The organism is Catenibacillus scindens, assembly GCF_014202115.1.
Classification (GTDB): Bacteria; Bacillota; Clostridia; order Lachnospirales; family Lachnospiraceae; genus Catenibacillus; species Catenibacillus scindens.
Genome location: NZ_JACHFW010000001.1, coordinates 155,656 through 181,139, shown reverse-complemented (window position 1 = coordinate 181,139; position 25,484 = coordinate 155,656). Strand labels below are relative to the sequence as shown.

Genomic DNA, 25,484 nt, shown 5'->3' with positions numbered 1-25,484 from the left:
GAGAAAGATTCATGGATGATAAAATTAAGAAAAATACTCAGGAAGAATTCTCCCTTAACGATGACCGCCGTGTGAAGGTGTTGTCTCCGGGAGCCATGGTGGCAAAACGGTTTTTCAGAAACCGTCTGGCTGTTGTGGGCCTGACCATGCTGATCATTATGTTTCTTTTTTCATTCCTTGGCGGAGTGATCAGCCCTTACGAGCAGGATCAGCAGTTTTATACCTATGAAGTTATGAACCAGGATTACGCCGGCGTGGTGGAAAATGACGATTTTCGCTACTCTATTGCCGACGGCCAGGAATTTGGCACGATCCTCCAGGCTCAGTTTTTGCTGGCGGCCAATAGTCAGGCTGAGTCCTTTGAATACAAGGATGTGACCTATGATCTGGCACTGGAAGGCCCTGATTTCTATACAATATCTTCCAACGGAACGATACTTGCCATTGCGGCAAAGGATATTGTTACCAGTGACAGCGGAGAAGATTTTTCATTTAATGTAAAACTGGAAGGCCTTCGCGCTTACACCAATGGGGAAACCTCTTTTTCTGCTGACGGCGTGGATTATACTTTAGACGAGGACGGCAACATTATGGAAGGCTCCAATGTTCTTGGAAGTATCAGCCGGTTTGTTGTATCCCCCATTGAAAACGGCGTGACAATTTCACGTACATTCAAAGAGCAGATCGCCGAAGCTATTGATCAGGACTTGAGTGAAGTTGATATTACCGATGAAAATGGCGAGACTCAGCATTTTGAACTGACCTACGCGCCGGAAAATAAAACCTGGACAATTATACGGGAAGAGGAGACTTATGTTTATGACCGGTATGCCTCACCTTCTGCACAGCACTGGCTTGGAACAGACGGCAACGGAATGGATATGCTTACCCGTCTTATGTATGGCGGCCGTATCTCTTTGGTTATCGGTTTCATTGTAGTGATCATTTCCGGTGTCCTTGGCATTATTATGGGCGGTATCGCCGGCTACTTTGGAAAATGGGTAGATAATTTGATCATGCGTATCGTGGACGTCTTCTACTGTATCCCACAGTTGCCCATGATTATTATTCTGGGTGCGGCCATGGATGCCATGCGTGTGGACCCCATGCTGCGTATGCTTTATCTCATGCTTATTTTAGGTTTCCTGAGCTGGCCATCCATTGCCCGCCTTGTCCGCGGACAGATATTGTCACTGAGGGAGCAGGAATTTATGACTGCCACAGAAGCCTGCGGTATCCGGGCAAGCCGTCGGATTTTCAGGCATCTGATCCCCAATGTTATCCCCCAGCTTATTGTTATCTGCACCATGAGCCTTGGTTCAACGATCCTGACAGAAGCTACACTTTCCTTCCTGGGTCTTGGTGTTAAGTTCCCGTTTGCTTCCTGGGGTAATATTATCAATGACGTTAACAACTCTTATGTACTGACCAATTACTTATTTATCTGGATTCCTGCAGGTATCTGCCTGCTTGTAACTGTACTTGGATTTAACTTCGTCGGCGACGGTCTGCGCGATGCGTTTGACCCGAAGATGAAACGGTAAGGGAGGCGAATTAAATGGCTAAAAAACAATCAGAAGGCTATCTTTCCGGTAAGGAGTCCCGCCGTATATCCAAAGAAAACCGACGGATCACCAATGAGCTGGAAAAGCAGCGCAAGCGCAAACATATACCGGAGTCAGAGTATGTAACGTCCATGCATGACTCTAAAAATGCCGTAGAGTTCGACAATCTTCACACCTATTTTTTCACCGACGCGGGTACTGTAAAAAGTGTGGACGGCGTGACCTTTGACGTTCCCATCGGAAAGACTGTAGGCGTCGTGGGCGAGTCCGGCTGCGGAAAGTCGGTGACAAGCCTCTCCCTGATGCAGCTTATTCAGCGGCCCCAGGGTCAGGTTGTGGAAGGGGCAATCCGCCTCAACCTTGGCGACAAGGCTATTGACGTGACAAAAGCGCCTTTAAGTGAAGTTCAGAAACTGCGGGGAAACTTTATGTCCATGATCTTCCAGGAGCCTATGACCTCCTTAAATCCGGTGTTCCGTATCGGCCAGCAGGTGGATGAAGTTATCGCTCTCCACGAGGGCGAAGGAAAGAGTAAGGAAGATATTAAAAAGAGGACCATCGAGCTTTTAGATATGGTTGGTATTGCCAATAGTGAAGGTGTATACCGTATGTATCCCCATGAGCTGTCCGGCGGTATGCGTCAGCGTGTTATGATCGCCATGGCTCTGGCCTGCAATCCGAGAGTCATTATCGCCGATGAGCCCACAACGGCTCTGGACGTAACGATCCAGGCGACGATTCTGGATCTTCTCCGCCGGTTAAAAGATAAGATCAATTCCTCCATTATGTTTATCACCCATGACCTTGGCGTGATCGCAGAAATGGCAGACTATGTTGTGGTTATGTATGCCGGCCGCGTGGTTGAAAAGGGAACTGTGGAGGAGATTTTTGAAAATCCTTCTCATCCTTATACTATCGGTCTTATGGCCTCCAAACCTGTAGTTGGAAAGAAAGTGGACAAACTTTATTCCATCCCCGGCAAGGTGCCAAACCCTATCAACATGCCGGATTACTGTTATTTTAAAGACCGCTGTGAAATGTGTCTGGACTGCTGCAGCGGCAAGTATCCCAATGAGGTCAGCTTATCCCCCACACATAAGGTGAGTTGCTATCGCTACTATGAAGGAAATCCTGGAGCGGTGTCTCTGGACGCTGTTACAGGTCAGGACCAGCAGAGAAAGGAGGAGAAATAATGGCGCAGGAAAAGACAGAGAAGAAATTGGATTATGAACCGGTGACTTATGATCCCCAGTATATTCTCATGGTCAATCATCTGAAAAAATACTTCCCTATTAAGGGCGGTATGGTTTCCCATACTGTGGGCCATGTCAAGGCTGTGGATGGCGTTACCTTCAATTTGAAGAGGGGCGCTACCATGGGCCTTGTAGGTGAGTCCGGCTGCGGAAAGAGTACCACAGGCCGCACCATTCTCCGCCTTTCCGGCGATAAGACTGACGGCCAGGTGCTTTTTAACGGCCAGGAAGTTTATGACCTGTCCTCGAAGGAAATGCGGGCTCTCAGACCGAAAATGCAGATTATTTTCCAGGATCCTTTTTCCAGCCTTTCTCCAAGACTTCCGGTAGGAGAGATTATCGGTGAGGCGGTTCGGGAACATAAACTTGTACCAAAGGCTGAGTTTAATGATTATATTGATCAGGTTATGGATAACTGCGGTCTTCAGCCATTTCATAAGGACCGTTATCCCCATGAGTTTTCAGGCGGTCAGCGCCAGAGAATCTGTATTGCCAGAGCATTGGCCTTAAATCCGGAATTTATTGTATGTGATGAGCCGGTATCCGCTTTGGACGTATCTATTCAGGCTCAGATCATTAACCTGTTAAAGGAACTTCAGGAAAAATATCATCTCACCTATCTGTTTATCTCACATGACCTGTCAGTGGTTGAACATATCTCCGATCATGTGGGCGTTATGTATCTGGGAAATCTTGTGGAATACGGCGAGACGGAAGATATTTTCCGTGAACCTCTTCATCCGTATACAAAGGCGCTGTTCTCAGCGATTCCAATCCCAGATCCAAAGGCAAAGATGAACCGTATCGTCCTTGAAGGTTCTATTCCCTCTCCTGCCAATCCTCCGGCGGGATGTAAGTTCCACACCCGCTGCCAATATTGCATGGAGCGGTGTAAGAGCGAAGTGCCGGTACAGAAAGAAGTGGAACCGGGACATTTTGTAAGATGTCATCTTTATGACAAATAACAGTGAAACATCTATGGATACAGCTTTGACAGGGCTGCTGCTTTTGGGCAGCGGCCCTGATTTGTAAAGGAGAATTCAATGGAAGACGAAAGGGATGAAATAAACATTATCCATGACGAGGGGGAAGATATTTCAGACCAGGGGCCAAAAATGATCCCCAATACAGAGCTGACGCCCAAAGAGCGGCGGTGGGTCATTCTCGGCGCGCTGTCAGGCGCTCTGCTCATTGGCCTTGCTTTTATTGTGGGACTGGGGATCATTATTGCTCTCATGGTGATTTTCTGGACGTAAATACATTTTTTGCGGGGCTGCCCTGGGGCGGCCGCCATGTATCAATGAAAAAATTCTTGACAAATTTGTTTAAAAGGTCTAAGATATATTCATATTCCTCCTTAGCTCAGTCGGTAGAGCATTCGGCTGTTAACCGAAGTGTCGCTGGTTCGAGCCCGGCAGGGGGAGTGTTTGAAAACCCGTAAATGTTTTTGTTTACGGGTTTATTTTATATCGAAGGAAACCGTGTTCCCTTCGATATAAAATAACGCTCCGCGCAGATCCGCACTGCGGCGGAGCGGAAGCTGTTGCTGGCGCAACCCGCCGCAGGCGGAGAATCCTGCCTGGCAGGATTCTTTTTTTATGTCAAAAAAGGAGGAGATAAGAATGATAAAAATGTTTAAAACCTTAGATGGCCAGATCAGGCAGATCGAAAGACTGGAGCCGGGAAGCTGGATCAGCGTCACCGCTCCCACTGAGGCGGAAAAAGAGTATCTGATCCGGGAAATCGGCATTACTCCCGAATTTGTCCAGGCTTCGTTGGATGAAGAGGAAAGCTCCCACATTGATTATGACGACGAATCTGATCAGACGCTTGTGATCATTGACTGTCCCTGTACAGAAAAATCTGACGTCAACTATGGCAATATTACCCTCCAATATTCCACCATGCCTCTGGCTATTATTTCCATGAAAGGTTATATTATTACCATTTCATTGTATGAGAATATCAGTATCCAGGACATGGAAAACGGAAAAGTCAAAGGCGTGCGGACGGAATTGCGGACGCGGTTCTTGCTGATCCTGTTATTCCGTATCTCCCAGAGATATCTTGTATGCCTTCGTGAGATTGACCGTCTCTCCTCCTTTACAGAGAAAAAGCTTCACAAATCTATGCAGAATAAAGAGCTAATCCAGATGCTGGGGCTGGAAAAATCCCTGGTATACTTTTCTACATCTCTGAAAGCGGACGAGGTGACTCTGACAAAGATTACCCGGGGCAAATTGATCAAACTCTATGACGATGACCAGGAGCTTCTGGAGGATGTTCTCATTGAGATCCATCAGGCTATGGAGATGTGTAACATTTACTCCAATATTCTATCCGGAACTATGGACGCTTTTGCCTCTGTGATCTCAAACAACTTAAACATTGTTATGAAAGTTTTAACGGTGATCACCATTGTTATGGCGATTCCCAATATTATATTTAGTTTTTACGGCATGAATGTCACCGGGCTTCCTGTATCTGTCTGGTGGTTTCCAACAATGCTCGCAGTAGTCGCCTGCCTTGTGGCTACCATTATTTTCATTAAAAAAGATATGTTTCACTGATTTTTGATAACAGTTTAGTGATCAGGGATGGGCAAGGGCAACTCATTGCATGAGGAGGGGCTATGGAAGTAAAAAAACAAAAAGCGGCTATTCGTCCGGTTCCCGGACGGAGCCGTGAGGCGGAGGAGGAACAACTGAAAATCATTACTGGCATCGCCGGTGAGAATCTTTTAAAGGCGGAGGAGGAATTGTCCGGCCTTTCCGGTCAGCTTCATGATCTGATGGAATCCTACGGGCCAAAGGATAAAGAAGCCCTTTCAATGATCCACAATACCCAGGTGATGTATTCGCAGAGCCAACGGGCCCTTCTCCGGTGCAGGAAAGCCCGGCAGAAACCTTATTTTGGCCGCATTGATTTTAAGGATGACGGACGGGATCAGGAGGAGTCCTATTATGTAGGCCGGGTGGGGATCGCAAAATCCCTTTCAGAACCTGTGGTCATCGACTGGCGGGCGCCTGTGGCTTCCCTTTATTATGACAATACTTCCGGCCGCTGTTCTTACACAGTGAAAAATGAGGGCACCTATGAGGTGGATCTGCGCCTTAAACGGACCTATGAGATTGAAAACGACCGTCTGATAGATTTTTTTGATTCTGATGTGGTGGCCAACGACGCACTTTTGACTAAGTATCTGGCGAAAAATAAGACGGCGGTGCTGGGAGAGATTATTGCCACTATCCAGGCAGAGCAGAACGCCATTATACGAAAATCGCCGAAAATGAACCTGATCGTCCAGGGGGTGGCCGGATCGGGGAAGACGACGGTGGCAATGCACCGCATTTCCTATATTTTGTACAATTATGAGGAGGACTTTCGCCCTCAGGATTTTTATATTATCGGCAGCAATGAGATTTTGCTCAACTATATTACAAGCGCCCTGCCGGATCTTGATGTGTATGGGGTTCGCCAGATGACTATGGAACAGTTGTTTGTCCGTCTTCTTTACGAAGACTGGAATCCTAAGCTCCATAAGATCTGCCCGGTGAACAATGCCGGTGACGTTAAAGGAAGCAGCGCGTGGTTTAAGGATCTGGAAGATTTTTGCGCCGCCTTCGAGACGGCGTCCATTCCCAGGGAAGAGGTTCGTCTTGAGAAAAACCGTGTTGTTCTTATGGACCAGCCGTCTATTGAGAGACATATTTATGACCAAAGGGGCCTTTCCACTCAGGAAAAAATCAACAGGCTGAACGCTATTCTTATGTCAAAACTGGAAAATGAAATGGCCGGAAAATATGTGACTTATCCCGATGGGGAGCGAAAGGCGCTGATACGCCAGTACCGGCAGCATTTTGGAAAAAAGGTATGGAGAGGCTCCATTTTTTCCGTTTATGAAGACTTTCTGGCCGCTCAGTCGGACCGGGGAAAGGATATTCCCCATCATGAAGAAAATGTTTTTGACCTTTATGATCTGGCGGCTCTGGCCTACATTTATAAGCGGATTAAAGAAACCGACGGTATTTCGGAGGCCAGCCACGTGATCATTGACGAGGCACAGGATTTTGGAATGATGGCCTATCAGTCCCTTTATTACTGTATGCGGGACTGCTCCTACACCATCATGGGCGATGTTTCCCAGAATATTCATTTTGGACACGGACTTAACGACTGGGAGGAATTGAAAGCACTTATGCTCCCAGACGGGCGGGAAGGTTTTTGTCTTCTGAAAAAAAGTTACCGCAATACTGTTGAGATTTCAAAATTTGCCACTGACATTTTGTGCCATGGCAATTTTGCCGTTTATCCGGTGGAGCCTGTTCTCCGCCACGGCCATTCTGTAAATATACTTCAATGTTCAGATGAGGCCCATATGGTTTCTGAGACAGAGAGGACCATCCGAAAATGGCAAAATGAAGGCCGGGAGACCATAGCTGTGATCTGCCGGGATATGGATGGGGCTAGAGCGGTCAGCGACATGCTGGGGCAAAATCTGGCCCTGGCCGACAGTGACCCCAAGACAGCAGGCTTTTCCCAGGGTGTCATGGTACTCTCGGTAGAATATACCAAAGGTCTGGAGTTTGACGGCGTCATTCTCTATGATCCCAGTGGGGATCATTATCCCCCGGCAGATCAATATGTGAAGCTTTTGTATGTGGCAGCCACCCGTGCCCTCCATGAGCTGACGGTGGTCCATAAGGGTGATCTTACAGATCTGATCCGGGTTCCCGCAAAAGAAAAGTCTATGGCCCTGCTGGAAAATCAGGCGGCTAAAGAGCCGGCGTCACGCCGGGAACGAAGATTGCATAAGGTGCCGGCTGAGTTACCTGAAAATGGTCATAGGAGGGATGGACAGCCTTTCCAAATAGCCGGGGAGGAGATAGAAAGCAAAGGCAGAAGCCGGATTTTACGTCCGGATGTGAAAGAGCGCCCGGTGAATCCCTCACTATGGCATTTCGGAGATTGTCCAAAGATCAGTTCCCTGCAGGCTCAGAAAAACTGTGTCCTGGCTCTCACACATGCCCCCCAGGGCGCCATAGATTTACCCATCCGAAGTCTGAAAAAGACAAAGAAATCCCTATATCTTTCCAGCGGCCAGGGCACCCTGCGTCTGACCCCGCTTGCTCCGAATATGATCCGGGTCCAGTTTAAAAAAGGGGAGATCGGGCCTTTTAAGGGAGGCTTTTGGGAGCGGGCAGTCCAAGTACCGCCTGTATGGAATGTCAGAGCTGGAAAATCAGTGATCCAGGTGGAGACTAAAGATTTGATCGTTTCTGCAGATAAAAGAACCGGGGCTCTTTCATTTTTGGATAGGGACGGAAAAATACTGGTTGCTGAGAATCCTAAAATCCCCCGGTGGATCGGCGGGGAAAACAGAGAGCAGACCTGGAATTACTTTGACTGGGAAAAAAATGAGAAAATTTACGCCAAGGGCATTCTCCCGGATGACCGGGAGCGGATGAATAATAAGGCGAGATATATCAGCTTCGGAGGAATGAAGATGCGCATGCCCCTGGTATTTTCCGACCGCGGTTATGGCATCGGCGTGGCCGGGGAGCAGACCGTCATGTGCTGCGCCATCCCCATGTACGGTATGTATCTGTACGCTGACGGAAAGGATGAGGTGGATTATTATTTTATTTACGGAAAAACCTATGAGGGGATTCTGGAGCTGTATAAAATGCTGGGATAGCCTAATGTTTTGGAAAAGTCAAAAATAAAGGGGGTGAGATCTTTTGCTCCCGACATTATTATACATAATGAACGCCGTCCTTTGAATACTCTGGTTGAAAAACTTCAATCTGCTGTATAAGAAAGCAGGAGTGATCATAAATGAGTGGACCCGAAAAGAAAAAAACAGCAACTAAAATTTATCATTATATTTTCTGGGCGTTAATCCTTGTGCCTGTGGCGGTGGCTGCGATTTTTCCGGTGACAGGTCCCTATGTTCTTCTGGATGAAGGATGCGTAGCTCTTGTATTTCTTGCCGCAGCCCTTTACCTGGCAATATTTTTATGCCAGTCCTTTGACAAGAGAAAAAAGAAAAGGGCATTGATTATCGGCATCGTATGCGTTTTGATTTTTTCGCTTTTAGGGTTTTGGTTTGGGAGAAATGTAGTTTTAGACGGCGTACAGGGGACCCAGATCGTTACTGTCACCGATATTGAGGTTGGAAAAAGGCTGGGAAATAAGGGCCGCAGGGCCGACTATTTTCTCAGTGGAACAGCCAACGGACAAAATCAGATCCAGGTGAAAATATCCCGAAAGGATTATGATCGCTTGGGCAAAATAGACAGGATAGCTATGGAGTATTATCCTCACACCCGAAGGGTTGTCCGTTTCTTATGATTCCCGTCGTCGAAGGTTTATATATTTACGCCTGCGATCCCAAATTGGGGGAAGCGCTGCTTCAGGCGGCAGGACAATAATGGAAATATAAATATTTTGAAAAGGAGAATGACCATGTTAGAAGTTCAGATGAAAGCACCAGATTTTACACTTTTAGATAAAGACGGGCAGGAGGTACGGCTGTCTGATTTTCTTGGGAAAAAGATCGTCCTTTATTTTTATCCTAAAGACAACACACCCGGATGTACCCGCCAGGCATGCGCATTTGCAGCCAATTACCAGCAGTTTAAAGATAAGGATATTGTGGTTATCGGTATCAGTAAAGACAGCGTGGCGTCCCATCAGAAATTTGCCCAGAAGTATGACCTGCCATTTATTTTGCTTTCTGATCCGGAACTTCAGGCTATTCAGGCTTATGATGTGTGGAAAGAGAAGAAACTTTATGGCAAGGTGAGCATGGGAGTAGTACGCACGACCTATATTATTGATGAGCAGGGAAATATTGAAAAGGCGATGCCAAAGGTAAAACCTGATACAAACGCTGCCGAAATCCTGGCCTATCTTGCAGGAGAGTAAAAGATGCGGATTATTATTTCTCCGGCTAAAAAGATGAATCCAGACACAGATAGTATTGCCTGGCGTGATCTGCCGGTTTTCCTTGACCGGACAGAGAAGATTTTCGCCAAAATGAAAGATATGTCCTATGAGGAATTGAAAAAGCTGTGGAAATGTAATGATTCCATTGCGGCTTTGAATGTTGACCGTCTTGCATCTATGGATTTGCGTAACGGCTTGACGCCAGCAGTGCTTTCTTATGAGGGAATCGCCTATCAATATATGGCGCCAAAGGTATTTACCGATAAAGAATTTGCCTATATCCAGGCTCACCTTCGCATTTTATCCGGATTTTACGGTATTTTAAAGCCATTGGACGGTGTGACTCCGTACCGTCTGGAAATGCAGGCAAAGCTTAGCATTGGCCCGGCGAAAAATCTTTATGACTACTGGGGAAGCCTCATTGCGCGGATTCTTTTTGAAGAAACGGACTGTATTGTAAACCTGGCCTCTAAAGAATATTCCCAGTGCGTTTCAAAATATGTGCCTGGCTCTGCCCGTTTCATTACCTGTGTGTTTGGCGAGGAAAAAGATGGGAAAGTGGTGGAGAAGGGAACAAAATGTAAAATGGCCCGGGGCGAAATGGTGCGCTATATGGCTGAAAGGCAGATTGCCGATCCGGAGGATATCAAATCTTTTGACCGGCTGGAATACCGGTTTGATCAGGCGCGTTCCGATGATAAAAATTGGGTTTTTTTGAAGGGTGACCATCAGAAAAACTGACGCAAGACTATATGGCAGTAACTTTTGATCTGGGATATAGAGGAATCCTCCGGGATTGATATAGCTACAGAGGCTATCCTGGAAGATGGACACATGCTGTCCGGAAAAACGGCTGCGGGTCAGACAAACCCTTCCGGTAAAGGTATTGACATCCCTCCCCACATTTATTAATATGTGTGTTACAGGCACAAAAATACGGCTGCTTTTCTGGATTTGAGAAAGGTTGCTGACTGTGTATACATTATGAAAGTAGAGGATTGTTAAGGATGAAAATCGCGGTAACATATGACAATGGAAATATTTTCCAGCATTTTGGAAGAACAGAGTTTTTTAAGGTTTACGACGTTGAGGATAATAAGATCGTTTCCAGCGAAGTGATCGGTTCCAACGGCACAGGCCATGGCGCTCTTGCGGGACTTCTGGCAAACCATGGCATTGATGTACTGATCTGCGGTGGTATTGGCGGCGGAGCCCAGGCGGCTCTGTCTGAGGCTGGTGTGGAACTGGTGGCCGGAGCATCAGGTGATGTGGATCAGGCGGTGGAATCTTATCTTAAAGGAGAACTGGAATCTACAGGCGCCAACTGTGATCATCATCACGGCGAAGGACATTCCTGCGGCGATCATGGCTGCGGGCACCATGAGGAAGACAACGCCTGTGGTGATAGCTGTGGAAGCGGCTGCGGCGGCGGATGTGGTTCGCATCCGGTGATAGAGGGCCGCAATGTAGGAAAGACATGCCGGGCTCATTATGTAGGTACATTTAACGACGGCACACAGTTTGATTCATCTTATGACAGGGGCGAGCCCCTTCAGTTCGTTTGCGGTGTAGGCCAGATGATCCGGGGATTTGACGCGGCTGTGGCGGATATGGAAGTAGGAGAGATTGTCAACGTGCATATCATGCCGGAGGATGCTTACGGCCCAGCAGACCCCAATGCTATTCTGACTTTTGAGATTGAGCAGCTTCCGGGGTCTGAGGATCTGGAAGTGGGACAGAAAGTTTACCTGGCCAACCAGTACGGCCAGCCTTTCCAGGTAAAAGTAACGGCAAAAGATGAGAAGACGATTACTCTTGATGCCAACGATGAGATGGCCGGAAAAGAGCTGAATTTTAAAATTGAGCTTGTAGAAGTGAAGTAACAAAAAGGACAATATACCTGTTCATATAATGAAGGCGGCGGAATGGTCAGCAAACCTTTCCGCCGTCTTTGTCATATAATAGGATTTACAGATACAGTTCGCACTGTTTTCTTTCGGTACAGACTTTAGAGAGCATGCCGGCCACAGCGGACAGCATGGCGTTGTTAACCTTTCTGGCAGATTTCGGACAGTTGGATACACAGCGCATACATGAAATACATTTGCCGCCATCTACGATTGCCGGATCTTTCAGATCAATGGCCTGGACCGGACATTTTCTGGCACACAAACCGCATTTAACGCAGTCGTGAGTTGGCGCGGGCACCATACCGCCGCCGCCGATCTCTTTATAAGGGCGGTTTCCCGGAATTACCGGTGAATCTGTTGCGCCAGACCTGATTTTTTCAAGAATTTTTTTGCCGAACAAGGACAGCTCCTGGGTATCTTCTGTGTCAGGACGGCCTTTGGCAAACTGGCGGGCGATGGAATGCTCGGCAATGGCGGCTACCGCGCCGATTACTTTAAAGTCTGAGGCCGTTGCGATGTCTTCCAACTCGGTTAAAGTATCTTCATAAGCCCGGTTGCCGTAAACACAGACGAGAACCGCTCTGGCGCCGCTGCCTTTAATATGGGCCAGGCGGGCCGCTGCCACAGCCGGAACACGTCCGCCGTAGGACGGTACCGCGATCACGGCCACATCATCGCCGGAAATAACACTATCGGAAAAATCTGCCGAAGGATCAGTCAGGTCGATAAACTGGAAATCTTCAGACAGCTCTTTGGCAATCATGTCAGCGACTTTTTTTGTTCCCCCTGTGGGGCTAAAACAAATTTCATAAAGTTTCATATGTATGTCCTCCATTCTGTAAAAATACATAGCTAAGTCGCAAAAGAGGTTTCGCCAATGGCGTAAACCAGGCTGCAGTTTTTTTGAAAATATATGCTTTTCCTTCTTGCCCTGCAGACGGCCAAATCTTATAATATTCTTTAGAACACCGGATGGCTGCCGGTACTTTAAACAATGGAAATTCAGCAAGATAAGATCAGATATGGAATGTGATATGCTGATACTATCATCAGTTTAACATAGGCGCTGATACAGAGTCAAGAGTTGTTACATTGGCCGCTGGACGTAAGTTGGGAAAAGACGGATTGTTTTCAGTCCGGAAAAAGGGAGGAACATTTATGAGATACCGAGATTTGGGAAAGACAGGACTTAAAGTCAGTGAGATTGGCCTTGGTGCTGAATGGCTGGAGCGGCACAATGAGGCGGAGGTCAGGGAAGTGATCCGCTGCTGTGAAGATTATGGGATCAATCTTTTAGACTGCTGGATGTCGGAGTCAAATGTCCGGTCCAATATTGGAAAAGCACTGGAAGGACACCGGGATCGGTGGATCATCCAGGGACATTTCGGCTCCACATGGCAGAACGGCCAGTATGTGCGCACAAGGGAAATGGATAAAGTCCGGGAAGCTTTTGCAGATCTGCTTACCCGTCTTCGCACGGATTACATTGACCTTGGAATGATCCATTTTGTCGATGAAGAAGTTGAGTTTCATCAGGTGATGGCGGGCGAGTTTGTAGAATACGTCCGGGAGCAAAAAGAAAAAGGTGTCATCCGCCACATTGGCATGAGTACCCATAATCCCAGAGTTGCCAAGCTGGCGGCGTTAAGCGGTGTGGTGGAAATGATTTTGTTCAGTATTAACCCGGCCTTTGATCTTCTTCCTGCAAGTGAGGATCTGAACGATTATTTCGCGGAAAGTTACGAGGAAGGCCTGCGGGGCATTGACCCGGAAAGGGCGGAACTTTACAAAATCTGTGAGCAGAGAGGCGTGGGGATTACAGTGATGAAGGGTTATGGCGGCGGCCGGCTGTTTTCTGAAAAAACATCTCCCTTTGGGGTGGCGCTGACGCCGGTCCAGTGTATTCATTACGCGCTGACCCGGCCGGGGGTAGCCAGCATTCTCACCGGCTGCGATACTCCCGATCATGTAAAAGCTGCGGCGGCTTATGAGACGGCCACTGAGGAGATGAAAGATTATGCCACCGTTTTGGCCGGAGCGCCCTGCCACGCTTACAGCGGCCAGTGTACCTACTGCGGCCACTGCGCTCCATGTCCGTCCGGTATTGATATTGCCATGGTGAACAAATTATATGACCTGGCCGTTATGCAGACGGAAGTTCCGCCTGCGGTCCGGGCCCACTATGAAGGCCTTGGGGCTAATGCCGGCGACTGTATAGCCTGTCATGGCTGTGAAACCCGCTGCCCTTTTAAAGTGCCTGTGGCAGAGCGGATGGAAAAGGCGAAAGCTCTTTTTGAAGGCTGAATCTGAATACAGGAGGTAATATTTTCATGGCACTTTACGCCCTGGGGGATCTCCATCTCAGCTTTCAGGCTGACAAGCCTATGGACAGCTTTGGACGGGTATGGAAACATCATGAGCGAAAAATTGAAAAATATGTGAATCAGATTGTAAAGCCAGAGGATACTCTTGTTCTCACCGGCGACCACTCCTGGGGGAGAAAACTGGAGGAATGCCGGGAGGATCTGGCCTTTATTGAAAATCTTCCGGGACGCAAGATCCTTCTTAGGGGCAACCATGACATGTTCTGGGATGCGAAAAAGACAGAGCGGCTGAACCGGGAATTTTCTCCCAGGCTGTTTTTTCTTCAGAATAACTTTGCGGTATACAAAGATTATGCTTTAGTAGGCACTAAAGGATTTGCTTTTGAGGGGCCGTTTTATGTAAACTATAGAGGGCAGATTATCGGCTGGGATGAGGAACGGCAAATCCAGGCGAAAAAGCTGGTAGATCGGGAAATGACCCGTCTCAGGGAATCTTTCCGCCTGGCATACGGCGCCGGCTACCGGAAGTTCATCATGTTTCTCCATTATCCGCCCACCAGCGTTCTGGAAAAGACATCGCCCTTTACAGAAATCGCCAGAGAGTATGGCGTTGAGACGGTAGTTTATTCCCACTGCCACGGGGAGAGCCGCTTTGGGGACAGTATCCGCGGGGATTTCCAGGGGGTTCACTATATACTTGTGTCAGGAGACTATCTGAACTTTCACCCCGCTCTTGTCAAAGAGTGATGAGCAATTCAGATCAAAAAAACAAAGGGTGATGAGCGGTCCGGCTCAAAAAACTCAAAGAGGGACGAGGGATCCAGCATAAAAGTACAGGAAGATGGGGAGGTGCAAAAGTTATGGCTTCGGATAAAACTCAGGAGCTTTACCGGCTGCTTTTGGAAAAAGGCTATCCCACAGAATTTTGCCGGGAGGTCGCTTATAAATATATGAATACAGATTATACTGCGATCCGGATGATCGGCTATCTCTACAGGATCACCAATCCGAGAATAGAGGATCTGGTAGATGAAATGCTGGCGATTTTAAGTGACAGGGACGCGATTATGAAGAAAAAGGAAATGGAGCAGGCCCAGTCTGTGATCAATGACGTGTATAGAAACGGTCTTTAACGAAAAAATAGAGAATAGGACGGCTTTAGAACTGCCATAATGGGAAAAAGAGGTTATAGTGTATAGAGGAGGGACAGTTATGTGTACATGTATCACTTATGAAAACGGCGATTTTTATTTTGGACGGAATCTGGATCTGGACTGCTCTTTTGGAGAGAAGGTGACAGTGACTCCGAGAAATTTTTCGTTGAATTTTTGCAAATCTCCGCGGCTTGAGCATCATTATGCCATGGTAGGGATGGCCTCGGCCGCTGACAGTTTCCCTCTCTATGCGGAGGCCATGAATGAAAAGGGGCTGTGTATGGCTGGACTGAACTTTCCAGGCAATGCCCTTTACCAGGAAGCCTGCGGCGAGGGAATCGAAGTGGCTTCTTTCGAGATCATCCCCTGGATTCTGGCAAGGTGTGCCACAGTGGCCCAGGCCAGGGACTATCTATCACAAATGCGTGTTATAAACACGTCTTTCTCCCCGCAGATGCCTCCGGCGCCTCTTCACTGGATGGTGGCGGATCGGGAGAACTGCCTGGTCATCGAGGCTGTCCGCCATGGACTTAAAATTTATGACAATCCCTATGGCGTTTTGACGAACAATCCGCCCTTTGATTATCATCTGATGAATATGAATAATTATCTGAACCTGACGCCCCAATGCCCGGACAACCGTTTTTCGTCAAAATTGAATTTAAATTCCTACGCCCAGGGTATGGGAGCCCTGGGACTGCCGGGGGATGCCTCCTCGGCGTCCCGCTTTGTCCGGGCCGCGTTCTTTAAGTGGAACTCGGTTTCTAAAAAGGATGAGGCGTCCAATGTGTCCCAGTTTTTTCATATCCTTGACGGCGTTGCCATGATCCGGGGCTCAGTGATTACAGAGGAAGGTAAGTATGATATCACCACATATTCCTGTTGTATGAACACCCGGACAGGAATGTACTATTATAAGACTTATGATGATAGCTGTGTTCGCCAGGTGGATATGTATGGGGAGGATTTGGAGGGTGGAGCGCTGGTGTTTGTGTAGGGGGAGGGGGATTGGAGAATGCACGCTATTAACGAGCTGATATTATTATATAACGAATTGGAAGATGATGATTTTTACAAAAACGCTGCCGCGCAGGTACTTAAAAATTTGGAGCAGGTGCCGTTTTTAAGCACTTATGAGCTGGCAGATCTGTGTTATGTATCGCCGGCCACGATTTTGCGCCTGAGCCGGAAACTTGGATATGATTCTTATGGGGATTTCAAACTGTCTGTAGGGATGGATCTAAAAGAAGTCCAGGACAATATATTGTTTTCTTACGGAGAACTTGAGTGGGATCATCAATATATGAGCCGGGGCCTGGACTATATTGAGGATACATTTAAAAGAATACGGGAGGATGTCTCCGATGATGTCGTTCTGGCCGCGGCAAAAGCCTTTCTAAAAGCTGACCAGATCTGTTTTATCACAGCGGTGGGATCGTCATTCCTCAGAAACTTTCAGATGCGGCTGATTTTATCTGGAAAAGATGTATGCGTATTAAAAAGTGAAAAAACTCAGGAAGACTATACTGTTCATGTAAAGCCGGGAACTCTGGTTTGTGTAGTGGAAATGATGTATTCCCACAAATTTGACATACTGCTTGAAAAACTTAGATCCAAGGGAGGCTTTGTCGTGTATATTTCTAACCATTTTCTGGAACAATGTCCGGACAATATGGATTTATATATTGGCTTTCATGGATCGGCTTTCCGCAGAGACGGACTTGGGATAGAGGCTATATTGGCCGCGATCTCGGTCGCTTATACCCATGAAAGAACGCTTAAATAAAATAAGTTGTTGAGAATAATCCTGTGCTGGTATGTTTAATACTGGTACAGGATTTTTGCTTCTCATTGGGAAGCAAACATTCTCATGGAGACCATCGCAGAATAAAGGGGATATGTTACAATAAGTGTGGAAAGAGTGTTGAAAGTAAAGGAGAGAGGGGGATCTGCTAAGTGTCGCGTGCATGTGTTTTTGATATTCAGCCCTATTCTATTCACGATGGGCCGGGAATACGAACAACGGTGTTTCTAAAAGGATGTCCGTTAAGATGTCTTTGGTGCCATAATCCTGAATCTAACGAATACTATCCACAGCTTATGTATTATGGGGTAAAATGTGTTGGCTGTGGGGCCTGTGTTTCTTCTTGTCCATCTCAGGCGATCACCTATGTGGATGGAAAAGTAAAAACAGACAGAAAGCTGTGTAAAAACTGTGGAGTGTGTGTACAGAGCTGTCTGTATAAAGCAAGAGAGATTACCGGAAAAGACATGTCGGTGGAAGAAGTCTACGAAAAAGTGCTTTCTGACAAAATGTTTTTTGACCATTCGGGAGGAGGAATCACTGTCAGCGGCGGGGAACCACTGGTTCACAGTGAATTTGTCGGGGAATTGCTTGAAAAATGTCATAGAAACGGTATCCACACCGCTATAGAGACCTGTGGTTATGCCGCAAAAGAGGGGATCAAAAAGGCGTTGAAATATGCAGACCTTGTTCTTTATGACCTGAAAGCCATGGACCCCGGACTGCACGAAAAACTGACCGGACGTGATAATTCCATTATTTTGGATAATTGTAAAATGATTCTTCATGAAATGAAAAAAAATATGGTGATCCGCATACCGGTTATTCCGGAATGTAATGACACGAGAGAAAATCTTGAAGCAACAGCAAAGTTTGTGAAGAACAATCTTGGTTCAGATATACCCATCCATTTACTTCCATTTCATCTTTTGGGGGATTCTAAACTGGACAGTCTGGAAAGTTCAAAAAAACGGTTGGATATACAGCCGCCATCAGATGCTGCCATGGAAAAAATAAAAATTTTTATGGAAAGTTTAGGCGTTAACGTTCAGATTGGCGGAGCGATGTAAAGGAGGATTATTGATTATATGACCGAACGTGTAAAAAAAATGAGGGCTGCACTTAAACGCAAACCTCAGATCTGTATCAACATTTTTAAAATTACACAGGAAACTTACGCGGCCATGCAGGGGGAGCCTGCAGAGCTTTGCCGGGCGCAGGCAATGTATAATATTTTAACTCAGATTCCTATTTTTATTCAGGAAGGGGATTTGCTGGCAGGCAATGGCGCCGGAACGCCGGGCGGCCTGGAGATTGATATTGCCAACGGGATCTGGGATGAGTACGAGATAAAAATGCTTCGGGAAGACGGATATACTTTTGATGAAAGAGATGAGCCGGTTCTCTATGAGCTTAATCGCACCGTGCCTCCCTACGGACTGAATGACGGTATGGGAGCGGCTCTGGATGATAACAGCTACCTGATGCCTTTTTTGTATTCCGGCATGGGATTATCCCGGTGGACAAGCCGAAAGAGAGGCCGCCAGAATATGTCCTGTAATGCTCAGGGGGGATTAAGTCTGTCTCCGGCACACGCCCTTGTCTGCCTGGATTATAAGACTGCGCTAAAGACCGGGGTTAAAGAAATGGTGGACGAATGTGACCGTCAGTTAAGTAAAATCCGCTTTAATTCTATAGAAGATTATGAACATAGCGTCTATATTAGATCGATTAAAATCGCCCTCAGCGGACTTTTAGAGTATGGAAAACGTTATGCCAAACTGGCCCAGGAGATGGCGGAAAAGGAGAAAGACATAAAACGCCGGGAGGAACTTTTGACGATGGCTCAGACTTGTGAGCAGGTTCCGGCTTATCCTGCAAGAAATTTCAGAGAGGCTTTGCAGATGTATTGGTTTATTTTTTCTGCGGTGGCCTGCCCTAATGCGGTTCTTGGCATGGGACGGCTTGATCAGTTGTTATATCCCTACTACGAAAAGGATATTGCCGAGGGGAGGATTACTGATGAGGAAGTGCTGGAATATCTGGATATTTTGCGGATCAAGGATATGGAGCTGGGTTCTGTGACAAGCAAGGACCACCGGGATGTTTCTGATGGGGAAGCCCGCTGGCACAATGTGGTTATCGGCGGGGTCAAAACGGATGGAACTGACGCCACAAACCGTCTGAGTTATTTAATTTTGGACGCAATTATGGATTGTCCAACGCTCCATCACACAGTGACAATCCGCGTGGCGGATTCCACGCCGAGAGATCTGATTATCAAGGGACTTGAATGTGTTAAAGCAGGTTTGAGTATGCCGGCTTTTGTAGGTGATAAATCCTATTTGAAGTATTTTGAGCTAAACAATGTGCCTGTGGAATGGGCCAGAGATTATGTGTTGACCGGATGCCTTGACGCTAATCTTCCAGGGAAATCAAGATCATTAAACTGCAGTATGTTTATTGTGCCGATGTGTCTGGACGTCTTTTTAAATCAGGGCATCGACCGTAATACAAAACTTCAGCTTGGCCATGCCGTGGGAGATTTGGATCAATGGAAAACTTATGAAGAATTTCTTGAGGCGTTTAAATATGAATTTAAGTATTTTATTGAACTTTTTGCCCAGCGGTGCAATCTTATGCTTTCGGCGATTCAGAAATACTTTCCAGATCCGGCAAAAACCGCTTTTATGTACAGAGGGATTGAAGATGGTGTGGATTTCCAGGAAAAACAGATGCCTTTTGAAAACGCCGGAGTTTTCAGCCCGGTGGGGATGGTCAATCTTGGAAACTCGCTGATGGCTATTAAGAAACTGGTTTATGAACAGAAAGTTGTTTCATTATCTGAAATGAAGAAAGCTCTGGATGCAAACTGGGAAGGCTATGAGATGTTGCAGCGTATGTGCCTGAACGTTGATAAATATGGCAATGACGTTCCGGAAGTGGATGAGATTGTAGGAGACATGTATTTGTACTTTGAACAATGTGCCAGTGAATGCCCATGTATTACGGGAACCTATTACCGCACATCCGCTGTATCGATTTTCGCCCACGCGCCGGGAGGTATGCTGACGGGGGCAACTCCGGACGGCAGAGTTGCCGGAGAAACGCTGGCAGATGGCGGTGCTTCTCCCGTAGGCGGTCAGGATACCCATGGCCCTTTGGCGGCACTCAAGAGCAGTTTAAAAATTCCTATGGACGATTTCCAGGCAGTTCTTTTGAATATGAAGTTTCATCCATCGGCATTTAAGGATGATAAAGATGTGGAAAAGGTTGCCATGATGCTTGAAACTTACTTTGCGCAGGGAGGTAAACATGTACAGTTTAATGTGTGTGATTTAAAAACCCTGCAGGACGCTCAGGAACATCCGGAAAAACATGAAGATCTTATGGTCCGTGTGGCCGGTTACAGCGCTTATTTTGTACAACTGACAAAACGTCTCCAGGGGGAAATTATGAGACGTACGGAAAATACAAGTTTGTAAATGTTTCAGGGGGATTTACCTTGCGGCACCGGCTAGACTGGCCTGCTGCCGCAGAAATGAATAAAAGGGAGGTTTACACATGAAAAAATGGGAAAAAATGATGGGTTTGATACTTGCGGGATGTATGATGGCCGGTTCTGTAGGATGTGGAAGTTCCAGCAAAGAAACAGCCGCCGCCAGCGGGGGTGAAAGTATCAGTGAAAATGCAGAAGCTTCCGGGGAAACAGAAGCGCTGCAGGAAGAAAACAGCCCGGCGATAGCGGGAGACGCTGCCGGGGATACAGAGGATATTGCCGAGATTGTTGTCGCTTTTGCCGGAACAGGGACAATCCCTAACGATGTGCAGATGGTGGAGGACGCAGTTAATGAACTGATCCGAGATAAGATTAATGTGGTCATTGATCTTCAGTGTTATACTATTGGTGATTTTTCCCAGCAGATCAATCTTGCCCTTACAAGCGGAGAGCAGATTGACCTGATGTGTACTACGCCGGTAGGATCTGCCCAGTTTTCGGTAATGAGTTCTCAGCGCCAGTTCCAGCCGCTAAATGATCTGATTGATGAATATGGCCAGGGGATTGTCGATGTGGTCGGCGAAGACTGGTTTACCAGCACAACAACTGATGGAAATATATATGGTATTTCTTCATACAGTAATAAGGCTCAGGATACTTATTTCTGTGTTCGTACCGATTTGGTTGAAAAATATGGGTTGGAGGAAAAAGTAGCCAATATAAACTCCATTGAAGATATTACAGAGATCCTGGAAGTTTTAAGTACAGATGACGGTATTGTCGCCCCCATTGGCGGAAAACAGCAGATATTTACGGGAACCTATGGAATTTTATATGATACAAAGGCCGACGCGTTTTATTACGATACACTGGGAGCGGCAGCACTTCGGGTAGCTGGTGTGGAAATTGATAACGACACAACAAAAGTGGTTAATCTTTACGAAACTGAGGAATATAAGAAAGCACTTGAGGTTCTTAAAGATTGGTATGATAAAGGTTATATTTATAAAGATGCCGCTACCTTTAATGAGTCTGCGCCGGATTTGATCAAAACTAATGTGACAGCCTGCTCATTTACAGATTCCCAGTTGGGTGTTGAGACGTCACAGGAACTTGCTACGGGTTATGATATGACTTGCGTTAAGGTTATTGATGGAATTATTGATTCAAATTCTATGAAGAAATTTGTATGGGGGATTCCAACTGTGGCAAGAGAACCGGAAGCAGCTATGAAATTCCTTGATCTTATGTATACAGACGCGGATCTTGTAAACCTGCTGACATGGGGCATTGAAGGTACCCATTATGTTGAGAATGAAGATGGAACGATCGGACTCCCGGAAGGATTGACAAGTGAGACCAGCGGATATTATCTTGGCGGCCTTGATTTCGTTTTTGGAAACTGTTTCCTGGCGAAAGTCTGGGAAGGCAATGACCCGGATTTAAGAGAAAAATCCCTGAAAGAAATGGAAACTCATAAAATGTCACCGATCGTAGGATTTTCCATGGATACATCGATGCTGGAAAATGAAATTACCGCGCTGACCAATGCTGTCAGCGAATACCGCCCCTCACTCGAATGCGGTATGGGCGATACAGACACACAGCTTCAGGCATTCTTGGAAAAATTAAAGGCATGCGGTTCTGAAAAGTATATTGCGGAAATCCAGAGTCAGTTGGATGAATATCTGGCGAGTATGGAGTAATGGAATAGGGAAGTAAAATAAACTGGTGAAAATATCCTGGCGGAAGATGGAAAATGTCTGTCTGCCAGGATATTTTGAGTTTTGGGTTAAGAATAGAGATAGATATGTGAGAAAAATATGATGTATTTGTTTGCATAATTTGTTGTTCAGCTTTTTCAAAGTGCTGATATAATACATATCTGTAACAAGAAGTGGTATTAGTATCACTTTATACTGTGGACATCCTGTGAGAGGGTGTCATGAAAATTTAAGGAGACATGCTCTTATGAAAGCGATAAAAATAAAAGTGAAACCCGGTTGCAAGGATTCAAAATGTACATGGGAAATCGATTCTATTTATATCGATGGTTTTTATTCATATAAGAAAAAAGAAGAAGTTTATGATTATCTGGTTAAAAAACCCGTATTCCATTCAGGTTAATTTATATCCCTATCCTTTTCTCCAGCCGGTAAACAGCAATATCAGGGGAAAATATGTACGGTTCCAGTCTAATGATACAGAAAATGATAATCTGTTAAAGCTGCCAAGAGAGTAAGATCAATAAGGGATACTTTGATCCGCATTTGAACATCCAGCGGCCCTGTGGTGGGAGAAAGCTTTGCGATCCCGCCACAGGACTTGCTGAAAAAATAGAGTCTGGCAAAAAATTACATTAGTAACCATCACAAAAGAAAATGTATTGATTCACTGTTGTCATACCTTTGCTAAAGTGCTATGATTGTATAAAATGAACAAAAAATAAAATGCGATGCAAATAATAAAGGTGATTTTGCTGGAAATGAGGCGGTTGGAATCAAAGAAAATAAACAAAATCCGGATTCTGTCTTTATAAAGGACGACGCTTATATAGCCCATGTATACTGGCCTGAAAAATCTCCGGGAGAAAAGCGTAAACAAAGTGTGGCACAACATTTATCCGGTGTGGAGCGTATTGGCCTGGAGCGATGCCCGATTCCTGTTCTTAAAAATATATATCGGGTGGCCTCTCTTTTGCATGATGCAGGTAAACTTAGCGATGATTTTTATAATTATATGAAATCGGTCTGGGAGAAGGGAGACGCAGCTTCAAAACAGCATGTGGATCATTCCTCTGCTGGCGGCCGGATTATTGAAGTTATGGGTGGGAAAAAGCTGGCAGCCTATTTGATCGCTGCAGCAATTTATTCCCACCATGGTCTGCAGGATTGTATTGATGCAGACACAGGAGAGTCTTTATCTGAAAAAAGGTGGAAAAAGGAAATACAATATGACACAGTGATCCAGCGTTTTTTTCAGATCTGTGATCTGAATCAGTTTAAACAGTACGTGATCGAGGCATATAAAGATGGTGAAAAGTTGGATCGGCAGATTTACGCCTTTGCTGACGGTAAAGGCGGCCAGGGGCATGTGTTCGGCAGCGGCTCTTTTTACAGAGGAATGTTTGAGCGATTGCTGCTGTCGCTGCTGATGGACAGTGACTGGACGGATTCCGGAACATGGATGGATCCCCTGGCTTCTTCCCAATCTCATCTCCAGGAGAGGGATGACATTTGGGAAAAGGCAATGATGAATTTTGAGAATTATATGAATACTTTGAAACAGAACAAGGAAAGCAGTATTCTGGATGTTTATCGCAGTGAAATTTCCCTACAGTGCCAGAAAATGTCAGAGCTGTCGGCGGCCGTATTTCGGCTGAATGTTCCTACAGGCGGGGGAAAGACTTTGAGCAGTCTCCGGTATGGACTGTACTGCGCGAAACGTCATCATAAAAAACACATATTTTATGTGGCGCCTTACAACTCAATACTTGAGCAAAATGCTGAGGCCATAAGAAAAGCGGTAGGGAACAGCCAGTGGGTTTTAGAGCATCACTGCAATGTATTTTATGAAGATGAAAAGGATGAGGAAGCCTACAGAAAACTGACGGAAAACTGGTCATCGCCGATTATTGTTACAACGGCGGTACAAATGCTGAATACGTTATTTTCTTCTGAAAAGAGCAGTATCCGAAGAATGTACAGCTTATGTGACAGTGTGATCATTTTTGATGAGGTACAGGCCTTTCCTGCCAAATGCACGGAACTTTTTAATCTGGCGGTAAACTTTCTCAGTGTTTTTTGCAATACATCCGTAGTGCTTTGCTCAGCTACCCAGCCTTCAGTGGTCCGTTTAAAAGAAAACAATGTGTTTAACTGCCGGGAAATGGTTGAGGCTTCACCATTGTATGAGGAAGGCTTTAAAAGAGTTGTTATTGAAGATAGAACCGAAGACATACCTGGCGGCATGTCCGTTGAAGAACTGTCGGAATTTACATTAAGAGCCTTTGAAGCATATGATTCAGTATTGGTTATTGTGAATACAAAAAAGTGCGCCAAAGATACTTTTGAATATTTACAGAAAGCAGTGCCTGAGGACTGCCTGTTGTTTCATTTGAGTACCAACATGTGTCCAACGCACCGAAAGAAAGTTCTGGAGGAAATAAAAAAGGCTCTCTCAGATAAAAAGGAAAAAGAGGGTCCTTTTGACAAAAAGAGGGTGATTTGCGTCAGTACCCAGTTAGTGGAGGCAGGGGTGGATTTTTCTTTTAATTGCGTAATCCGTTCCATGGCAGGTTTGGATAATGTGATCCAGGCAGCAGGCCGCTGCAATCGGCATAAAAGTCTTCCATATTTGGGAAAGGTTTATATTGTCAAGCTTTCCAAAGAAGCAGAAAATACAGATCCCATGACAGAAATCTGTCTGGCAAAGGAGGCTCTTGAAGCGTTGCTTTGTGATTACCGCAAAGCCCCGGAAAAGTATGGCCAGACATTGGATTCTGAAGCGGCTGTGCATGTATATTATGAGCAGTATTATCAAAAGCTCCGTCTTAGGGACCAGCATTATACACGCTATCCTTATCTTGACTGGCAGACAAATCTGGTAGAGCTTTTAGGGGACAACCCGGTAGGTGTAAATATGTATCGAAGGGAACATTCCGGGAAAATGGTTCAGAGCTGTTTAAATCAGGCATTTAAAACCGCAGGAGATGCTTTTCAGGTCATTGAAGAAGATCAAAAGATCTCTGTCGTTGTTCCTTATGATGAAATCGCCTGCCAGGCGCTTGATATTTTGGATAACCCCTATACGTCTTTGTCAGAACGGAAAAAGGCTTTGCGCCGTCTACAGCTTTACTGTGTGGGTGTATCTCCGGCTTTGGCCGCAAAGCTGGGGGATGATGGGATCCGCGAGCATGGGACGGAGGGGATAAAGGTTTTAAATATGGCCTATTATGACGAAAAAATCGGTATTACTGAAAATAGACATTAAAATTTATGGATTTTATGGTTTAAGGAGGGGAG

General features: G+C 46.0%; 21 protein-coding genes and 1 tRNA gene. 21 read left to right on the top strand and 1 reads right to left on the bottom strand.

The annotated features are described in order from the left end of the window. Positions 1 to 11 precede the first annotated feature (11 nt). The 11 genes from HNP82_RS00740 to HNP82_RS00690 all read left to right on the top strand — a co-directional run bounded on the left by HNP82_RS00740 (position 12) and on the right by HNP82_RS00690 (position 11,652). Positions 12 to 1,544 carry an ABC transporter permease gene (locus HNP82_RS00740; RefSeq protein WP_183770370.1) on the top strand — a complete coding sequence of 511 codons (1,533 nt, stop codon included), beginning with the start codon at positions 12 to 14 and terminating at the stop codon, positions 1,542 to 1,544. A 14-nt stretch (positions 1,545 to 1,558) separates the two neighbouring features. Continuing rightward, a complete protein-coding gene (locus tag HNP82_RS00735) occupies positions 1,559 to 2,758 on the top strand; it encodes an ABC transporter ATP-binding protein (protein WP_183770367.1) in 1,200 nt (399 codons plus the stop codon). After that, a complete protein-coding gene (locus HNP82_RS00730; RefSeq protein WP_183770364.1) occupies positions 2,758 to 3,783 on the top strand; it encodes an ABC transporter ATP-binding protein in 1,026 nt (341 codons plus the stop codon). Before HNP82_RS00735 ends, HNP82_RS00730 begins: the two co-directional genes overlap by 1 nt. Before the next feature lie 78 nt (positions 3,784 to 3,861). Beyond that, entirely contained in the window at positions 3,862 to 4,074 is a 213-nt protein-coding gene (locus HNP82_RS00725; protein WP_183770361.1) for a hypothetical protein, read from the top strand. Between the two features lie 95 nt (positions 4,075 to 4,169). Then, positions 4,170 to 4,242, top strand: a tRNA-Asn gene (locus HNP82_RS00720). Positions 4,243 to 4,440: 198 nt separating this feature from the next. After that, entirely contained in the window at positions 4,441 to 5,388 is a 948-nt protein-coding gene (locus HNP82_RS00715; RefSeq protein WP_183770358.1) for a magnesium transporter CorA family protein, read from the top strand. A 62-nt stretch (positions 5,389 to 5,450) separates the two neighbouring features. Then, on the top strand, positions 5,451 to 8,516 hold the full coding sequence (locus HNP82_RS00710) for an ATP-binding domain-containing protein (RefSeq protein ID WP_183770355.1): 3,066 nt from the start codon (positions 5,451 to 5,453) through the stop codon (positions 8,514 to 8,516). A gap of 140 nt (positions 8,517 to 8,656) precedes the next feature. Continuing rightward, positions 8,657 to 9,172 (top strand): YIP1 family protein, encoded by a 516-nt coding sequence (locus tag HNP82_RS00705; protein WP_183770352.1) that lies wholly within the window; start codon positions 8,657 to 8,659, stop codon positions 9,170 to 9,172. Positions 9,173 to 9,286: 114 nt separating this feature from the next. Further along, complete coding sequence (gene bcp / locus HNP82_RS00700) at positions 9,287 to 9,748, top strand: thioredoxin-dependent thiol peroxidase (protein WP_183770349.1); 462 nt, start codon at positions 9,287 to 9,289, stop codon at positions 9,746 to 9,748. A 3-nt stretch (positions 9,749 to 9,751) separates the two neighbouring features. Further along, the gene (yaaA, locus tag HNP82_RS00695) at positions 9,752 to 10,510 is read left to right on the top strand and encodes a peroxide stress protein YaaA (protein ID WP_183770347.1); all 759 of its coding nucleotides are present in this window, start codon (positions 9,752 to 9,754) and stop codon (positions 10,508 to 10,510) included. 266 nt (positions 10,511 to 10,776) lie between these two features. Beyond that, positions 10,777 to 11,652, top strand: a complete 876-nt coding sequence (locus HNP82_RS00690) for an FKBP-type peptidyl-prolyl cis-trans isomerase (RefSeq protein WP_183770345.1) — start codon at positions 10,777 to 10,779, stop codon at positions 11,650 to 11,652. An 85-nt stretch (positions 11,653 to 11,737) separates the two neighbouring features. On the opposite strand, the gene HNP82_RS00685 is transcribed toward HNP82_RS00690, so the two are convergent. Further along, entirely contained in the window at positions 11,738 to 12,499 is a 762-nt protein-coding gene (locus HNP82_RS00685; protein WP_183770343.1) for a 4Fe-4S binding protein, read from the bottom strand. A gap of 338 nt (positions 12,500 to 12,837) precedes the next feature. Between HNP82_RS00685 and HNP82_RS00680 the strand changes: the two genes are divergently transcribed. The 10 genes from HNP82_RS00680 (at position 12,838) to cas3 (ending at position 25,452) form a co-directional block, all read left to right on the top strand. Further along, a complete protein-coding gene (locus HNP82_RS00680) occupies positions 12,838 to 13,983 on the top strand; it encodes an aldo/keto reductase (RefSeq protein ID WP_183770340.1) in 1,146 nt (381 codons plus the stop codon). Positions 13,984 to 14,009: 26 nt separating this feature from the next. Beyond that, positions 14,010 to 14,750: a metallophosphoesterase gene (locus HNP82_RS00675; protein WP_183770337.1), complete on the top strand. Its 741-nt coding sequence runs from the start codon at positions 14,010 to 14,012 to the stop codon at positions 14,748 to 14,750. A 113-nt stretch (positions 14,751 to 14,863) separates the two neighbouring features. After that, positions 14,864 to 15,136 (top strand): hypothetical protein, encoded by a 273-nt coding sequence (locus HNP82_RS00670; protein ID WP_183770335.1) that lies wholly within the window; start codon positions 14,864 to 14,866, stop codon positions 15,134 to 15,136. A 79-nt stretch (positions 15,137 to 15,215) separates the two neighbouring features. Next, complete coding sequence (gene bsh / locus HNP82_RS00665; protein WP_183770332.1) at positions 15,216 to 16,154, top strand: choloylglycine hydrolase; 939 nt, start codon at positions 15,216 to 15,218, stop codon at positions 16,152 to 16,154. Positions 16,155 to 16,172: 18 nt separating this feature from the next. After that, entirely contained in the window at positions 16,173 to 16,943 is a 771-nt protein-coding gene (locus HNP82_RS00660) for a MurR/RpiR family transcriptional regulator (protein WP_183770330.1), read from the top strand. A gap of 170 nt (positions 16,944 to 17,113) precedes the next feature. Further along, positions 17,114 to 18,031, top strand: coding sequence for a glycyl-radical enzyme activating protein (locus HNP82_RS00655; RefSeq protein ID WP_183770327.1), 918 nt, complete (start codon positions 17,114 to 17,116; stop codon positions 18,029 to 18,031). Between the two features lie 18 nt (positions 18,032 to 18,049). Then, a complete protein-coding gene (locus tag HNP82_RS00650) occupies positions 18,050 to 20,446 on the top strand; it encodes a pyruvate formate lyase family protein (protein ID WP_183770324.1) in 2,397 nt (798 codons plus the stop codon). Positions 20,447 to 20,525: 79 nt separating this feature from the next. Further along, on the top strand, positions 20,526 to 22,166 hold the full coding sequence (locus HNP82_RS00645) for an ABC transporter substrate-binding protein (RefSeq protein ID WP_183770321.1): 1,641 nt from the start codon (positions 20,526 to 20,528) through the stop codon (positions 22,164 to 22,166). 265 nt (positions 22,167 to 22,431) lie between these two features. Continuing rightward, a complete protein-coding gene (locus HNP82_RS17870; protein WP_243164592.1) occupies positions 22,432 to 22,587 on the top strand; it encodes a hypothetical protein in 156 nt (51 codons plus the stop codon). A 318-nt stretch (positions 22,588 to 22,905) separates the two neighbouring features. Further along, entirely contained in the window at positions 22,906 to 25,452 is a 2,547-nt protein-coding gene (gene cas3, locus HNP82_RS00635; protein ID WP_330599383.1) for a CRISPR-associated helicase Cas3', read from the top strand. The last annotated feature ends 32 nt before the right edge of the window (positions 25,453 to 25,484 follow it).

Excerpts from the sequence above, each read along its gene's own strand:
- yaaA (WP_183770347.1), top strand. The coding sequence starts at position 9,752 with ATGCGGATTATTATTTCTCCGGCTAAAAAGATGAATCCAGACACAGAT.
- HNP82_RS00725 (WP_183770361.1), top strand. The coding sequence starts at position 3,862 with ATGGAAGACGAAAGGGATGAAATAAACATTATCCATGACGAGGGGGAA.
- HNP82_RS00685 (WP_183770343.1), bottom strand. The coding sequence starts at position 12,499 with ATGAAACTTTATGAAATTTGTTTTAGCCCCACAGGGGGAACAAAAAAA.
- bcp (WP_183770349.1), top strand. The coding sequence starts at position 9,287 with ATGTTAGAAGTTCAGATGAAAGCACCAGATTTTACACTTTTAGATAAA.
- HNP82_RS00710 (WP_183770355.1), top strand. The coding sequence starts at position 5,451 with ATGGAAGTAAAAAAACAAAAAGCGGCTATTCGTCCGGTTCCCGGACGG.
- HNP82_RS00660 (WP_183770330.1), top strand. The coding sequence starts at position 16,173 with ATGCACGCTATTAACGAGCTGATATTATTATATAACGAATTGGAAGAT.
- HNP82_RS00690 (WP_183770345.1), top strand. The coding sequence starts at position 10,777 with ATGAAAATCGCGGTAACATATGACAATGGAAATATTTTCCAGCATTTT.
- HNP82_RS17870 (WP_243164592.1), top strand. The coding sequence starts at position 22,432 with ATGAAAGCGATAAAAATAAAAGTGAAACCCGGTTGCAAGGATTCAAAA.
- HNP82_RS00645 (WP_183770321.1), top strand. The coding sequence starts at position 20,526 with ATGAAAAAATGGGAAAAAATGATGGGTTTGATACTTGCGGGATGTATG.
- HNP82_RS00735 (WP_183770367.1), top strand. The coding sequence starts at position 1,559 with ATGGCTAAAAAACAATCAGAAGGCTATCTTTCCGGTAAGGAGTCCCGC.
- HNP82_RS00705 (WP_183770352.1), top strand. The coding sequence starts at position 8,657 with ATGAGTGGACCCGAAAAGAAAAAAACAGCAACTAAAATTTATCATTAT.
- HNP82_RS00680 (WP_183770340.1), top strand. The coding sequence starts at position 12,838 with ATGAGATACCGAGATTTGGGAAAGACAGGACTTAAAGTCAGTGAGATT.
- HNP82_RS00670 (WP_183770335.1), top strand. The coding sequence starts at position 14,864 with ATGGCTTCGGATAAAACTCAGGAGCTTTACCGGCTGCTTTTGGAAAAA.
- bsh (WP_183770332.1), top strand. The coding sequence starts at position 15,216 with ATGTGTACATGTATCACTTATGAAAACGGCGATTTTTATTTTGGACGG.
- HNP82_RS00730 (WP_183770364.1), top strand. The coding sequence starts at position 2,758 with ATGGCGCAGGAAAAGACAGAGAAGAAATTGGATTATGAACCGGTGACT.
- HNP82_RS00715 (WP_183770358.1), top strand. The coding sequence starts at position 4,441 with ATGATAAAAATGTTTAAAACCTTAGATGGCCAGATCAGGCAGATCGAA.
- HNP82_RS00740 (WP_183770370.1), top strand. The coding sequence starts at position 12 with ATGGATGATAAAATTAAGAAAAATACTCAGGAAGAATTCTCCCTTAAC.
- HNP82_RS00650 (WP_183770324.1), top strand. The coding sequence starts at position 18,050 with ATGACCGAACGTGTAAAAAAAATGAGGGCTGCACTTAAACGCAAACCT.
- HNP82_RS00675 (WP_183770337.1), top strand. The coding sequence starts at position 14,010 with ATGGCACTTTACGCCCTGGGGGATCTCCATCTCAGCTTTCAGGCTGAC.